General features: G+C 63.1%; 13 protein-coding genes and 1 riboswitch. Of the genes, 9 read left to right on the top strand and 4 right to left on the bottom strand.

The genetic code is table 11. From position 1 onward, the window contains the following. Positions 1-12: 12 nt before the first annotated feature. Genes pstB through phoB form a run of 3 tightly spaced genes read left to right on the top strand, consistent with a single transcriptional unit; the run spans position 13 to position 2332 of the window. Complete coding sequence (pstB, locus tag CRO48_RS18560; protein ID WP_097141369.1) at positions 13-828, top strand: phosphate ABC transporter ATP-binding protein PstB; 816 nt, start codon at positions 13-15, stop codon at positions 826-828. 59 nt (positions 829-887) lie between these two features. After that, positions 888-1601, top strand: coding sequence for a phosphate signaling complex protein PhoU (gene phoU / locus CRO48_RS18555; RefSeq protein WP_097141368.1), 714 nt, complete (start codon positions 888-890; stop codon positions 1599-1601). 47 nt (positions 1602-1648) lie between these two features. Further along, the gene (phoB, locus tag CRO48_RS18550) at positions 1649-2332 is read left to right on the top strand and encodes a phosphate regulon transcriptional regulator PhoB (RefSeq protein ID WP_097141367.1); all 684 of its coding nucleotides are present in this window, start codon (positions 1649-1651) and stop codon (positions 2330-2332) included. Positions 2333-2435: 103 nt separating this feature from the next. On the opposite strand, the gene CRO48_RS18545 is transcribed toward phoB, so the two are convergent. Next, on the bottom strand, positions 2436-2954 hold the full coding sequence (locus CRO48_RS18545) for a GcrA family cell cycle regulator (RefSeq protein WP_097141366.1): 519 nt from the start codon (positions 2952-2954) through the stop codon (positions 2436-2438). A gap of 418 nt (positions 2955-3372) precedes the next feature. Here CRO48_RS18545 and CRO48_RS18540 point away from each other — a divergent pair, with 418 nt between their 5' ends. From CRO48_RS18540 to CRO48_RS18530, 3 genes are all read left to right on the top strand, one after another. Then, on the top strand, positions 3373-4566 hold the full coding sequence (locus CRO48_RS18540) for an aspartate aminotransferase family protein (protein ID WP_097141365.1): 1194 nt from the start codon (positions 3373-3375) through the stop codon (positions 4564-4566). Between the two features lie 38 nt (positions 4567-4604). Next, the gene (gene argF / locus CRO48_RS18535) at positions 4605-5522 is read left to right on the top strand and encodes an ornithine carbamoyltransferase (RefSeq protein WP_097141364.1); all 918 of its coding nucleotides are present in this window, start codon (positions 4605-4607) and stop codon (positions 5520-5522) included. 206 nt (positions 5523-5728) lie between these two features. After that, positions 5729-6718: an Hsp33 family molecular chaperone gene (locus tag CRO48_RS18530; protein WP_097141530.1), complete on the top strand. Its 990-nt coding sequence runs from the start codon at positions 5729-5731 to the stop codon at positions 6716-6718. 49 nt (positions 6719-6767) lie between these two features. On the opposite strand, the gene apaG is transcribed toward CRO48_RS18530, so the two are convergent. Both apaG and CRO48_RS18520 read right to left on the bottom strand, forming a co-directional pair. Continuing rightward, a complete protein-coding gene (apaG, locus tag CRO48_RS18525) occupies positions 6768-7160 on the bottom strand; it encodes a Co2+/Mg2+ efflux protein ApaG (protein WP_097141363.1) in 393 nt (130 codons plus the stop codon). A gap of 220 nt (positions 7161-7380) precedes the next feature. Beyond that, a complete protein-coding gene (locus CRO48_RS18520) occupies positions 7381-8565 on the bottom strand; it encodes an O-succinylhomoserine sulfhydrylase (RefSeq protein ID WP_097141362.1) in 1185 nt (394 codons plus the stop codon). Positions 8566-8608: 43 nt separating this feature from the next. Beyond that, positions 8609-8687, bottom strand: a riboswitch (SAM riboswitch). 73 nt (positions 8688-8760) lie between these two features. Between CRO48_RS18520 and CRO48_RS18515 the strand changes: the two genes are divergently transcribed. Together CRO48_RS18515 and CRO48_RS18510 are read left to right on the top strand one after the other, a co-directional pair. Further along, positions 8761-9858 carry a 2'-deoxycytidine 5'-triphosphate deaminase gene (locus CRO48_RS18515; RefSeq protein ID WP_097141361.1) on the top strand — a complete coding sequence of 366 codons (1098 nt, stop codon included), beginning with the start codon at positions 8761-8763 and terminating at the stop codon, positions 9856-9858. A 251-nt stretch (positions 9859-10109) separates the two neighbouring features. Beyond that, entirely contained in the window at positions 10110-11207 is a 1098-nt protein-coding gene (locus CRO48_RS18510) for a helix-turn-helix transcriptional regulator (protein ID WP_097141360.1), read from the top strand. Positions 11208-11257: 50 nt separating this feature from the next. Here CRO48_RS18510 and CRO48_RS18505 read toward each other — a convergent pair whose 3' ends face one another. Continuing rightward, positions 11258-11596 (bottom strand): hypothetical protein, encoded by a 339-nt coding sequence (locus tag CRO48_RS18505; RefSeq protein WP_097141359.1) that lies wholly within the window; start codon positions 11594-11596, stop codon positions 11258-11260. Between the two features lie 340 nt (positions 11597-11936). Here CRO48_RS18505 and CRO48_RS18500 point away from each other — a divergent pair, with 340 nt between their 5' ends. Next, the gene (locus tag CRO48_RS18500) at positions 11937-13142 is read left to right on the top strand and encodes a M14 family metallopeptidase (protein ID WP_176526809.1); all 1206 of its coding nucleotides are present in this window, start codon (positions 11937-11939) and stop codon (positions 13140-13142) included. Positions 13143-13582 lie beyond the last annotated feature (440 nt).

Below are 13582 nucleotides of genomic sequence, written 5' to 3'. Positions count from 1 at the left end.
GGGTATTAGAAGATGAACATCATGACAGAAGCCGCGACCGAGGAAGCGCTGGAAAAGAAGATGAACACCGTTCCCCTGAAGATGGTCGGCAAGGACGTTTCGGTCTACTACGGCGACAAGCGCGCCCTGTACGACGTGAACCTCAATGTCCGCGAGAACACCGTGACCGCGCTGATCGGCCCGTCCGGCTGCGGCAAGTCCACCTTCCTGCGCACGCTCAATCGCATGAACGATACGATCGACGGTTGCCGCGTCACCGGCCTGATCACGCTTGATGGCGGCGATATCTACGACCCGGCGATCGATGTGGTGGAACTGCGCGCTCGCGTCGGCATGGTCTTCCAGAAGCCAAACCCGTTCCCGAAGTCGATCTACGAGAACGTCTCCTATGGCCCGCGCATTCATGGACTAGCCAGGACGAAGGCCGAGCTGGACCAGGTTGTGGAGCAGAGCCTGCAGAGGGCTGGCCTCTGGAACGAGGTGAAGGATCGCCTGCATGAATCCGGGACCGGCCTCTCCGGCGGCCAGCAGCAGCGCCTGTGCATCGCGCGGGCCGTCGCCGTCAGCCCGGAGGTGATCCTGATGGACGAGCCCTGCTCGGCGCTCGACCCGATTGCGACCGCCAAGGTCGAGGAACTGATCCACGAACTGCGCGCGAACTTCACGATCGTCATTGTCACGCACTCGATGCAGCAGGCCGCGCGCGTTTCGCAGCGCACCGCCATGTTCCACCTCGGCAATCTCGTCGAGGAGAACGACACCGACAAGATGTTCACCAATCCCGACGACCAGCGCACCCAGGACTACATCATGGGCCGCTTTGGCTGACGCATGATGTCGTCAGCAGCGCGGCCCGGCGCATCTGCGCCAGTTGAGGAAACAGAGACATGTCATCGACCCATATCGTTTCGATCTACGACGAAGAACTGAAGTATCTCGCCCGCCGCATCTCGGAGATGGGGGGTACTGCCGAGCAGATGGTCGGCGACAGCGTGCGCGCGCTTGTCGATACCGATGCGGCGCTGGCCCAGAAGGTCATTTCCGAGGACGTCGTCCTCGACAATGCCGAGCGTCAGATCAATGAAAAGGCGATCATCACCATTGCCAAGCGCCAGCCGATGGCCGCCGACCTGCGCGAGATCATGGGCGCGATCCGCATTGCCGCGGAACTGGAGCGCGTTGGCGACCTCGGCAAGAACACCGCCAAGCGCGTGATCGCCGTCCAGAGCTCGGGCATGCCGCGCAAGCTCGCCCGCGGCCTCGAGCATCTGGCCGAACTGGCGCTGATGCAGCTGAAGGAAGTGCTCGACGTCTACGCCTCGCGCAATATCGAGAAGGCGAAAGAAATCCGCGAGCGCGACGACGAGATCGACGCGATCTACACCTCGCTGTTCCGCGAGCTCCTGACCTACATGATGGAGGATCCGCGCAACATCACCCCCTGCACGCATCTTCTTTTCTGCGCCAAAAACATCGAGCGCATCGGCGACCATGCGACCAACATCGCCGAGACGATCTTCTACATGGCGACCGGCGCGCAGCCGGAAGGTGAACGTCCGAAGGACGACAACACCACCTCCGTGGGCGCAGTGCAGGAGTAGCCGGCCTCCGGCCGGAGCGAAAACCAGACCCCAGGAGTTGGCAAGGAATGGTTCCCAAGATTACCGTGGTCGAAGACGAGGAGGCGCTGAGCGTTCTCCTGCGCTACAACCTCGAGGCCGAAGGCTTCGAGGTGGACACAATCCTGCGCGGTGACGAAGCCGAGATCAGGCTTCAGGAGCGGCAGCCGGATCTTCTGATCCTCGACTGGATGTTGCCCGGCGTGTCCGGCATCGAGCTGTGCCGGCGGCTGCGCCAGCGCTCCGAAACCGAGCGGCTGCCGATCATCATGCTGACGGCGCGCGGGGAAGAGAGCGAGCGGGTGCGCGGCCTGGCGACCGGTGCAGACGATTATGTGGTCAAGCCGTTCTCCACGCCGGAATTGATGGCGCGGGTAAAGGCGATGCTGCGCCGCGCCCGCCCCGAGGTCGTCTCGACGCTGCTGAAGTGCGGCGACATCGAGCTCGACCGTGAGACGCACCGCGTTCACCGCCGATCGCGCGAAGTCCGCCTCGGCCCGACCGAGTTCCGCCTGCTGGAGTTCCTTATGTCCGCTCCGGGACGGGTGTTCTCGCGCTCGCAGCTGCTCGATGGCGTCTGGGGTCACGACATCTATGTCGACGAGCGCACCGTCGACGTCCATGTCGGCCGCCTGCGCAAGGCGCTCAACTTCTCCAACATGCACGACGTGATCCGCACGGTGCGTGGTGCGGGATATTCGCTGGAGACCTGACGCCGGCATAGAGCGATCAGCGTCAAAGAACACAAACGAAAAACGGGCCTCAAGAGGCCCGTTTTTCGTTGTCGGCTTGCTCGCTTTTGAGCGGGCGTACCGCTCAGCGCATCCGGCGGCGCTCGGCAGACGGCTGGTAGGCCAGCCGCTGGTGATAGGCGCAGTAGGGCGAGTTGTCCGGAGACTCGTTGCCGCAGAAGTGGAAATCGTCCTTCAGCGGATCGCCGTTCGGCCATTTGCAGGTACGCTCGGTCAGCTGGGTCAGCTCGAGATTGCGAGACATCGGCACGACGACGTTGGAAACGACGCGGGTCACGGGCTCTTCGTCGTACTCGAAGGCAACCTCTTCCTTGAGGACGGTTGCGCCAGCCGGACGGGCCACCGTGCGGGTGGCAACGCGGGCGGTGAAGGTCGCCGGACGGGCAGGGGCTGCCGGCCGCTTCGGCCTTGCCGCCGTCGGAGCGCCGCCGGCCTTTGCGCGGCCGGGCAGGGCAAGGCGGTGGACCTTGCCGATGACGGCATTGCGGCTGACCCCGCCGAGCTGTGCTGCGATCTGGCTGGCACTCAGTCCTTCGGACCAGAGCTTCTTGAGCTTCTCGACCCGCTCGTCTGTCCAGTTCATCTCAATCGCCTCCGTTCCGGGCTTCGCTACCGAGAATCCATTCTCGCTGCCCCGAATGGTTCCGGAGCACGAAACGCCTTGATACTGTTGGTGACTAGTTCCGCCGCATGCAGTCTAGTAATTGGCTTTTAACCTACTGACAGGGGGACTCTGTGACAAGAGTCGCCGGAATCCGCCCGAATCGATTTTCCAGTTTTCCCCAACTTGCTCGTCGGGTGTGACTCACTTGCGACAGTTCCATCAGTGTCGTGAATCCTCACGTAGCGGCATATTGAGGCGGATTGAGTGCGGCGACTTTTGTTGACATCGCCCCCTGAAATGCCGATAGTGCCGCCGCCGCCGTAAGGCGGCATTTTCGATTTTCCCGGGCGACCCCGGGACCCTGATTTCCGCATCCGCTGCGAAGGAGATACGCGCCATGGCTGATGCCACGCCGCTCTACGACACCTATATGCGTGCGCCGCTGCGCTTCGAGCGCGGCGAAGGCGCCTGGCTGATCGCAGAGGACGGGTCGCGCTATCTCGATTTCGCCGCCGGTGTCGCCGTCAACTCGCTGGGCCATGCGCATCCGCACCTCGTCGAAAGCCTCAAGGCGCAGGCCGACAAGGTCTGGCACCTGTCGAACCTCTATGAGGTGCCGGGCCAGGAACGGCTCGGCAGGCGGCTGACCGAAGCGACCTTCGCCGACAAGGTCTTCTTCACCAATTCCGGAGCGGAGGCGCTGGAATGTGCGATCAAGACGGCGCGTCGCTACCAGTTCGCCAAGGGCTATCCCGGCAAGTTCCACGTCATCACGTTCGAGGGCGCCTTCCATGGCCGCACACTGGCGACGATCGCTGCCGGCGGACAGGAAAAGTATCTGGAGGGCTTCGGGCCCAAGGCGCCCGGCTTCTATCAGGTTCCCTTCGGTGACATCGGTGCCGTCCGCGAGGCGATCACGGAAGAAACGGCAGCCATCCTGATCGAGCCGGTGCAGGGCGAGGGCGGCATCCGCGTGGTGCCGAGCGAGTTCCTGAAGGAGCTGCGCGCGCTTTGCGACGAATACGGCCTGCTGCTGATTTTCGACGAGGTTCAGACCGGCGTCGGGCGCACGGGCAAGCTGTTCGCCTACGAGTGGGCCGGCGTGGCGCCGGATATCATGGCCGTGGCGAAGGGTATCGGCGGCGGCTTCCCGCTCGGCGCCTGCCTCGCGACGGCCGAGGCCGCCTCGGGCATGGTCGCCGGCACGCACGGTTCCACCTATGGCGGCAATCCGCTCGCCATGGCTGTCGGCAATGCCGTTCTGGACGTGGTTCTCTCCGAGGGCTTCCTTGAACACGTGCGCGACGTGGCTCTGGTGCTGCGCCAGGGGCTGGCCTCGTTGAAGGATCGCTTTCCCGATGTCATCGAGGATATTCGCGGCGAGGGCCTCATGCTCGGCATCAAGGCCAAGGTTCCGTCGGCGGACCTTTTGAAGGCGGTGCGTGCCGAGCATATGCTCCTCGTGCCGGCCGGCGAAAACGTGCTGCGGCTGCTGCCGCCTCTGGTGATTTCCGCAGAAGAAGCGCGCGAGGGGCTTGCACGCATCGAGCGGGCGGCGGAAAAATTGAGCGCAGAGAAGAAGAGCGCCTGAGGTCGAGACCCGGGGCAGAACAGCAGGACTGACATAGAATGGCAGGCACCAGACATTTCCTCGATCTCTCCGCCATGACGGCCGAGAACCTTCGCGTGATCATGGACGACGCCAAGACCCGCAAGGTTGCGACGAAGGCGGGAACGGCGGACAAGCCGCTGGCCGGCAAGATGCTGGCGATGATCTTCGAGAAGCCCTCGACACGGACCCGCGTTTCCTTCGATGTCGGCATGCGCCAGCTGGGTGGCGACACGCTGTTTCTGTCGGGCACCGAGATGCAGCTCGGTCGTGCCGAGACGATCGGTGACACCGCCAAGGTGCTGTCGCGCTATGTCGATGCGATCATGATCCGTACGACCGACCATGCCCGCCTGCTGGAAATGGCCGAGCACGCCACCGTTCCGGTCATCAACGCCCTGACGGATCTGACCCATCCCTGCCAGATCATGGCCGACATCATGACGTTCGAGGAGCATCGCGGGCCGGTCAAGGGCCGCACCATTGCTTGGACGGGCGACGGCAACAACGTGCTTCACTCCTTCGTCGAAGGCGCCGCCCGGTTCGGCTACCGCATGAACATGGCGGTACCGCTCGGCTCGGAGCCGGAAGACAAGATCCTCAACTGGGCGCGCAACAATGGCGGTGACATCAGGCTCTGCCACGATGCCGACCAGGCGGTCGCCGGCGCCGACTGCGTCGTCACCGATTGCTGGGTGTCGATGAACCAGGAGCACCGCGCCCGCGGCCACAACGTCTTCCAGCCCTACCAGGTCAACGAGACGTTGATGAGCAAGGCCGACAAGGATGCGCTCTTCATGCATTGCCTGCCCGCCCATCGCGGCGAAGAGGTGACGGACGAGGTGATCGACGGACCCCAGTCGGTGGTGTTCGACGAAGCCGAAAACCGGCTGCATGCGCAGAAGTCGATCCTGGCCTGGTGCCTGAACGCGATCTGAGGCGTCCCGGCGCTATTGAAATGCGCCGGCGCGGCCACAATGTATGGCGCAACCCGATGTCGCCGCGGTGCCTTGCTGGCATCGCGCCGCCGGATGTGAAAACATCGCGGCGGTCATGGCGCAGAATCACTGATGAACGCACCCGTCCCTGGCAGATGTGAAAAGCATCCCGCCCGGGCCGGTCTATGGCGTCGAAGGAGCGAATGATGGCTCAGCCAGTCCCCACACTCGGCGAACTCGATTTTGCCGGCGACGATCACGTCGTGCCGTTTCAGGTCGAAGGCCTCGACGTGCGCGGCCGCGCGGTCCAGCTCGGCCCGATGCTCGACACCATTCTGGAACGGCACGATTACCCCGAAGCGGTGGCGCGCCTGCTGGCCGAGGCGATCGTGCTGACCGTCCTGCTCGGCACGTCGCTGAAGTTCGAGGGCAAGCTGATCCTCCAGACGAAGGGCGATGGTCCGGTCGATCTTCTGGTCGCCGATTTCTCCAGCCCCGAGAACGTTCGCGCCTATGCCCGTTATGACGCCGAGGCCCTGGAGCAGGCGATCGCCGATGGCAGAGGCGCACCGCACGAGCTTCTCGGCAAGGGCGTGCTTGCGTTCACGATCGACCAGGGCGCCCATACCCAGCGCTACCAGGGCATCGTGGCGCTCGACGGCCATACGCTGGAGGAGATTGCCGGCGTCTACTTCCGTCAGTCGGAGCAGATACCGACGCGCGTCCGCCTGGGCGTTGCCGAGCTCTACGATCGCGACGGTGACGGCAAGAGGCGCCATCGCTGGCGTGCCGGCGGCGTGGTCGCCCAGTTCCTGCCGGAAGCGCCCGATCGGATGCGGCAGGCGGATCTGCCGGGTGGCGATGGTGATGAGGCCGGACACAAGATCGCCGAAGACGACAAGTGGATGGAAGCCCGCACCCTGGTCGAGACGATCGACACGGACGAGCTGACCGATCCCAACGTCGGCACCGAGCGCCTGCTGTTCCGGCTGTTCCACGAGCAGGGCGTGCGCGTCTATCCCCCGCAGAAGGTCCTCGACCGCTGCTCGTGCTCGCGTGACAAGCTGAAGGCCGTCATATCGGGGCTTTCCGCAGACGAGATAGAGCACACCGCGACCGACGGGCATATCGAGGCGACGTGCGAGTTCTGCTCGACGACCTATCGTTTCGATGTTGCGGAAGTGTCGCCGGCCTAACGGCGCGCGCCACGTCGATGACCCTGTCGCCCGCCTCCGGCGGGCGATTTCAGTTCAGCGTTCTCGCCTGGCCGGGCGTGTCGAGGGAGAAGGCCGGAATGGCCACGTTGAACGCTTCGCCGGACGGTGTTTCCATCTGGTAGTGCCCGAACATCACGCCGGAGGGCGTGTCCAGCGGGCATCCGGACGAATATTCGTACGTGTCGCCCGGTTCGAGGACGGGCTGCTCTCCGACAACCCCCGGTCCGCTGACCTCGTCGACGATGCCGTTTTGGTCCGTGATGTGCCAGTAGCGCGTCACGAGCTTGACGGTCACGTCGGAATGGTTGGCAATGACCACCCTGTAGCCCCACACATAGCGGCTGTCGTCCGGATCGGATTGCTCCTCCAGAAAGTAAGGCTCCACCGTTACCTCGATGTCGCGGGTCAGGGCTCTGTACATTTCAACGCCTTGGCTCGAACGCGTTATTGTTATGGCGCGGCGCCCTTGCAGGCGGCCGCCACCGGGCCGATGTGCAAGCCGTACATGCGCGCCCGCTTATTCGTTGCCACGTCTGACGCGGCTGGATCAAGTTAATTTACTGAAATAACGTTGCCGGCAGCGTCCGGCACAAAGATCGTCGCGCACTGCCGCAGCAATGCGCGACCAGACATGCGAGCGCTTACGCCTTCACCTTGTCGAGGGCCTGGGCGAAGTCGGCCAGCAGGTCGTCGCCGTCCTCGATGCCGGCAGAGAAGCGGATCGTGCCCGGCGAGATGCCGAGTTCCGCACGGGCCTCGTCGGTCAGGTTCTTGTGCGTCGTGGTTCCAGGATGCGTGATCAGGCTCTTTGCATCGCCGAGGTTGTTGGAGATTTCCACGATCTCCAGCGAATTCTGGAAGGTGAAGGCCGCTTCCTTGCCGCCCTTCAGGTGGAGGCAGACGAGGGTCGAACCGCCAGACATCTGCTTGGCCACGATATCGGCCTGCGGATGGTCCTTGCGGCCTGGATAGATGACGCGCTCCACCTTGGGGTGGCTGGCGAGGAAATCGGCCACGCGCGCGGCGTTCTCGGTCTGCTGCCTGACACGCAGCGGCAACGTCTCGATGCCCTTCAGGAGCGTCCACGCGTTGAACGGAGACATCGCCGGACCGGTGTGGCGGAAGTAGTCCTGCAGGCTCTCCTCGATCCACTGCTTGTCCGAAAGCACGATGCCGCCGAGGCAGCGGCCCTGGCCATCGATGTGTTTGGTGGCGGAGTAGACGACGACGTGCGCACCGAGCTCCAGCGGCTTCTGGAACATCGGCGTGGCGAAGACATTGTCCACCACGACCTTGGCGCCGATCTGGTTGGCAAGCCTGGCGACGCCGGCGATGTCGACCACTTCGAGCGTCGGATTGGTCGGGCTTTCGAGGAAGAAGACCTTGGTATTCTTTTGGATTGCCTTTTCCCAGTTCGCCAGGTCCCGTCCGTCCACCAGCGTGCATTCCACGCCGTATTTCGGCGCCAGCGTCTCGACGATATAGCGGCAGGAGCCGAACAGGGCGCGCGCGGCGACGATATGGTCGCCGGCCTTCACCTGGCAGAGGATTGCGGCGGCGACAGCGGCCATGCCCGACGCCATCGCCCGGCCCTCCTCGGCACCTTCCAGCAGGCACATGCGGCGTTCGAACATGTCGTTTGTCGGGCTGCCGTAGCGGGCGTAGATAAAGCCGTCCGTCTCGCCCTTGAAGCGTGCCTCGGCGGCTTCCGAACTCTCGTAGACGAATCCCTGCGTCAGGAAGATCGCTTCGGAGGTTTCAGCGTGCTGCGAACGGGTAGTGCCACCGTGGACGAGTTGGGTTGCCGGGCGCCAGGACTTGCTCATGGGATCATCGCTTTCCAAACAAAAAAACCGGCCGCAATACGGGCCGGTTCTGCACCCGGCCTTTTTAGCTACTTATTTAACGTGGCTGCAAGCCGACCGGCCAAATCACCACGGGATATCCGGTCCATACTGCCTGGAGGCGCTTGCGTCAATTGCCTGCATTTGGTTTTGTCTGCCAGTTTTAAGGATAGGGTCATGGCAAACGCAACGGGAATTCTGGCGGACCGCGCCATCGCCGAACTGTTCGAGGGCGGGAGACTGGCAAGCGAGGCGAAGCTCGACCAGGATCAGATCCAGCCCGCTAGCCTCGATCTCAGGCTCGGCTCGAAAGCGTTTCGCGTGCGCGCAAGTTTTCTGCCCGGACCCGCGCATCTCGTCTCCGACAAGCTCGACCGTCTGAAGCTGCATGTCATCGACCTCTCCGAAGGTGCCGTGCTGGAGACGGGATGCGTCTACATCGTGCCCTTGATGGAAAGCCTCGACCTGCCCGCGGAGCTTTCGGCCTCCACCAATCCGAAGAGCTCGACCGGCCGCCTCGACATCTTCACACGCGTCATTACCGACCGCGCCCAGGAATTCGACAAAGTCCCGGCCGGCTACAGCGGCCCGCTGTATCTGGAAATCTCGCCGCGAACCTTCCCGATCGTCGTCCGACGCGGCTCGCGCCTGTCGCAGATCCGCTTCCGCCGCGGCAACGCGCTGCTTTCCGATGCCGAGCTTCTGGCCTTGCACAAGAGCGACACGCTGGTGGCAAGCGAGACGCCGAACGTCTCCGGCGGCGGGATCGCGCTGTCGATCGACCTGCAGGGAACCGGTCCCGACGGGCTGATCGGCTATCGCGGCAAGCATCACACGGCCGTCGTCGACGTAGACAAGAAGAACCAGCACGACGTCTTCGATTTCTGGGAGCCGCTCTTCAGCCGCGGTCGCAACGAACTCATCCTCGACCCCGACGAGTTCTATATCCTCGTCTCCCGCGAGGCCGTCCACGTGCCCCCGCTCTATGCCGCCGAGATGACGCCGTTCGATCCGCTGGTGGGCGAATTCCGCGTCCATTATGCCGGCTTCTTCGACCCCGGCTTCGGCCACGCGGCCGCCGGCGGCTCCGGCAGCCGGGCGGTCCTGGAAGTGCGCAGCCATGAAGTGCCCTTCATCCTGGATCACGCACAGATCGTCGGCCGCCTCGTCTACGAGCGCATGCTGGAACTCCCCGAGAGCCTCTATGGCGCCGGGCTCGGCTCCAACTACCAGGCACAGGGGCTGAAGTTGTCCAAGCATTTCCGTGCGGGGTGAGGGGAAGGCCGTCGCTCGTCAAACAGGCCGCCTCCGGTTTCGATCGATAAGTCGATGGCCAGCCTGAACGAGACGCTCTCCGCTGCATCCTTGCTATCAGCTCGGGGTGAACCGGGCCGGACTTGGTATGACAGGGTACGGCAGGCAGGTTGAGAAGCGGTACGCCGCTCACTGTGCAAGATCTTCATGAAGTCTAAACGTTGATGTGATTGTATCGGCGTCGCTGCTCAACTATTTATTGCGCGATATACATGGCGGATATGGAACATCCTTCATCCCTTGTCGATTCGATCTATGAGGCGGCCGTTTTGCCGAGCCTCTGGCCCGGCGTGATCGAGAAAGTGGCCGCGGCAACGGGCTCTTTTGGCGGATCGCTGTTCACGGTGGGGCCGAACCACTCCGCCGTAGCCGCGTCGGAGAATTGCGTCGAGCATCTGGACGCTCTGTTGAAGGGCCATTGGAGCGCGATCAACATTCGCGCGCAGCGCGTCGTCGCCATGGCGGAGATGGGGTTCGTTTCAGACGAAGACTTCGCCAGTCCAGAGGAAATCGCCCACCATCCCATCTATACCGAGTTTCTCCGCCCGCGCGGCCTGGGGTGGACCGCGGCTACCCATATCATGGGGGCCGGCGACGACATTGCGATCTTCTCGATCGACAGGCGCCATGCTCAGGGCGCATTCGACCGGGATGCGATAGCTTTCCTGGATACCTTGCGACCGCACATATCTCGTGCGGTTCTGCTGGCGAGCAAGTTCCAGGCGCAGGCCGTCACCGGATCGCTGCAGGGGCTGCAGACGGTCGGCATTCCGGCCGCCGCGATCGATGCGCGTGGCCGGGTCCGATTGATGAACGAGCCGTTTTCGCGCCTGCAATCCCAGATCGGCGCCGGAGCGCTTGATCAGATTCGCGTGGCTGACGAAGCGGCGAACAGGCTTCTTCGTCGGGCCCTGGGCGAAGCGGATCTTCACAACGGGGCGCCGATGTCGATCGGCGTCCGTGGCACCGGGGACGAGGCGCCGTTCGTGCTGCATCTGACGCCGCTGCGCGGGCAGGGCCGCGACGTCTTCAGCGGCGTTGCCTTCATCGTGGCGATCGTGCCGCTGACGCAGCCGGGCCTGCCGTTCCGGTTGCTGGTGCAGAGGCTTTATGATTTCACCCCGGCGGAAGCGCGCGTCGCCGAAAATCTGGTCGCGGGCCGTTCCGCAGCCCAGATTGCGTTGCTTTACCGCATATCGCAGGAGACCGTTCGCACGCAGACCAAGAGCATTCTTGCAAAGACGGGCATCTCGCGCCAGGCCGAATTCGTCGCGCGCTTCTCGTCGTTTCGGAATGTCGCCAGCGAATAACTGGCCTGCCGCCTTACCGATGACGCATCGGCGTCGAGTTCGCCGCTCTCTCAGTTCTTCGTCAGGGTGACTTTGAGCGCGTCGGGGCCGGTGTTGTCTGTGTAGACGAATACCAGTTTGTTGCCTTTCTGACCCTGCAATACGACTTTCGCGCTTTTGTTGGTGCGCAAGCCGAAGGCCGCCTTGCCGCCGGAGACTTTCCCACCGATCCCGCCCTGGGATTTGCCTTTGAAGTAGTAGGATTTGGCTTGATTATTGGCGACGACGACCTTGATCGATGACCCTCCCGGTGTCGCTCCCGTCCAGGTCCCGTCCAATTCGCCCGCGGCCGCCAGCGCGGCACCGGAAAGAACCATCACGAATGAGAGTACGATTGAAACCGCACGCATGCCTCACCTTTCATTTCTGATTTTGACTGACATGCCTGCCTTGCAGGTTGCAGGTCCCGTGTCGTCCCCAATTTGGGTGAGCGTCACGAATAGACCTTCCCAGACATGGGAGGGCGATGAGGCGGCGGAATGGAATGATTGGGTCCCTGTTGGCGCCGGACTGAACGATGGGCCGACCGCAAATCGCTCCCTCCTGTCTGGATATCGCGTCTCTTACCTGTGCACCCCTGCGCGTTTCCGAAGCACACGCCTCGTTTGCGACCACGCGGGTTTCTCGCTACTGATGCACGTGTCACTTTTCGAACATTGCCCCTCGTGCAGATGACAAAGGACGGACGCCGTGTCGCACAAACCCAAAGAAGGCCTTGATCGCCGCAAGTTCATGCTGGCCTCCCTTGCCTCGGCAGGAGCGTCGGCGGTTATCGCCGGAAGCGCAGGCGCAACCTATGCGAAGGAGACGGCCACCTCCTCTGGTGATGCGGTATCAGAAAGTTCGCGGGGGACGATCTACACGGGCGATGTGGTCGACGGAAAGAAGGTTGTCAGCACGCTCGACGTCAACGACCTGGAGCCGGGGCAGAGGCACTATTTGTACTTCCAGGGCGTCGCGATGCCATCCGGACAGCATTGGCATGTCTCTGTGACGGTCGCCCGGGGAGCGAGGCCGGGCAGGCGCGCCGTTCTGGTCAGTGGTGTGCATGGCGACGAAATGAGTTCCATACACACGGTTCAGACCGTGATGAACCAGCTCGATCCGGCGCAGATGTCGGGCACGGTTATGGCGGTCACGGACGTGTCCCGCCCCGCGGTGGAAGGCATGCAGCGCAGATGGCCCAATCAGGGCAGAGGCATCGATCTGATCGATATGAACCGGGAGTGGCCCGGAAACGAGAACGGCGCCACGGCCCCCAGCCGACACGCCGGTCTCCTGTTCAACCGGCTGCTGCGGCCGAACGCGGACTTCGCAATCGACTTCCACACCGGGACAACCGGCTTCGATGTCACCGCGTTCAACATTGGCGGCATGGATGTCCCCGAGGTGAAGGCGATGGTGGAGCTCTATCCCGTCGGCCAGATCTTCGACAACCACGTCTATCCAGGCGTGCTCCACAACGCCTTCATGGATGTGGGCATACCCGCCTTCACGCCGGAGATCGGCGCCGCCCGCGTGCTGGATCTCGAGATGGTCTCGCTGTTCGTGGAAGGCACCATGAACGTGCTCAAGCATCATGGCATCGTTTCCGGCCCGATGGGACGCACGGGTAAGGACGTGAACGTCTTTGTCGGCAACAGTGCGTTCCCGATCCTTGCCACCGCGGGCGGTCTCGTCGAGCATCTGGTCAAGCTTAACGACAAGATCGAAGCCGGACAGACGGTGGCCGTTCAGCGCAACGGCTTTGGCGAAGTGGTCGCGGAATACGTCAGCGATGTCGCCGGGGAGGTGACGGGCCAGCGCAGCGATGCGATGGCCGAGCCGGGAAACCCCTTGGTGTTCATCCTCTTCAAAAGGCCGGCGCCGGATGGCGTCGAGGCCTATCCCGAGTAGCCTGCCGGGAGAGGTGCGATGGTGCCGCGCATTCGCGGTTCGCGAAAGTCGAAGTTGCCGATGATGCCTCCGTCGGGGTAAGGGGGTGTTCGAACGGCCGCGATGCCTCTCGTGCGAAGCGCCAGCGAGGCTCGGATCGGCAGTGGCTTGCTTTACAACCACGGTGCCCGCAGGCGTGCATCGCTTGATGCATGCGGAAAGCGTTGAGAAAGCGCGCCCACGTGAGTTTGCCCGGCCCTGGACCGTTGACGCGGGCGTGGCACGCCACTAGCGTGCGCCGAACTTTTTGAGGCGGGAAAACGCGAAAGTCGTACGTATGAATGCCAATTCAGTGCTGGTGCAGGTTGGTCTGCCCCCTGAAAAGTGATCCTTCTTGAAGTATGGCTATTGAGCCGAGGAAGGACATTGAAATGGCAGGGAAAAGACACAAGGCAGAAGAG

The organism is Rhizobium subbaraonis (assembly GCF_900220975.1).
Lineage (GTDB): Bacteria > Pseudomonadota > Alphaproteobacteria > Rhizobiales > Rhizobiaceae > Mycoplana > Mycoplana subbaraonis.
This window is presented reverse-complemented; position numbering and strand designations above follow the sequence as displayed.

What these genes read in the sequence shown, in the direction of transcription:
- pstB (WP_097141369.1), top strand. Translation starts at nt 13, where the DNA reads ATGAACATCATGACAGAAGCCGCGACCGAGGAAGCGCTGGAAAAGAAG.
- phoU (WP_097141368.1), top strand. Translation starts at nt 888, where the DNA reads ATGTCATCGACCCATATCGTTTCGATCTACGACGAAGAACTGAAGTAT.
- phoB (WP_097141367.1), top strand. Translation starts at nt 1,649, where the DNA reads ATGGTTCCCAAGATTACCGTGGTCGAAGACGAGGAGGCGCTGAGCGTT.
- CRO48_RS18545 (WP_097141366.1), bottom strand. Translation starts at nt 2,954, where the DNA reads ATGAACTGGACAGACGAGCGGGTCGAGAAGCTCAAGAAGCTCTGGTCC.
- CRO48_RS18540 (WP_097141365.1), top strand. Translation starts at nt 3,373, where the DNA reads ATGGCTGATGCCACGCCGCTCTACGACACCTATATGCGTGCGCCGCTG.
- argF (WP_097141364.1), top strand. Translation starts at nt 4,605, where the DNA reads ATGGCAGGCACCAGACATTTCCTCGATCTCTCCGCCATGACGGCCGAG.
- CRO48_RS18530 (WP_097141530.1), top strand. Translation starts at nt 5,729, where the DNA reads ATGGCTCAGCCAGTCCCCACACTCGGCGAACTCGATTTTGCCGGCGAC.
- apaG (WP_097141363.1), bottom strand. Translation starts at nt 7,160, where the DNA reads ATGTACAGAGCCCTGACCCGCGACATCGAGGTAACGGTGGAGCCTTAC.
- CRO48_RS18520 (WP_097141362.1), bottom strand. Translation starts at nt 8,565, where the DNA reads ATGAGCAAGTCCTGGCGCCCGGCAACCCAACTCGTCCACGGTGGCACT.
- CRO48_RS18515 (WP_097141361.1), top strand. Translation starts at nt 8,761, where the DNA reads ATGGCAAACGCAACGGGAATTCTGGCGGACCGCGCCATCGCCGAACTG.
- CRO48_RS18510 (WP_097141360.1), top strand. Translation starts at nt 10,110, where the DNA reads ATGGCGGATATGGAACATCCTTCATCCCTTGTCGATTCGATCTATGAG.
- CRO48_RS18505 (WP_097141359.1), bottom strand. Translation starts at nt 11,596, where the DNA reads ATGCGTGCGGTTTCAATCGTACTCTCATTCGTGATGGTTCTTTCCGGT.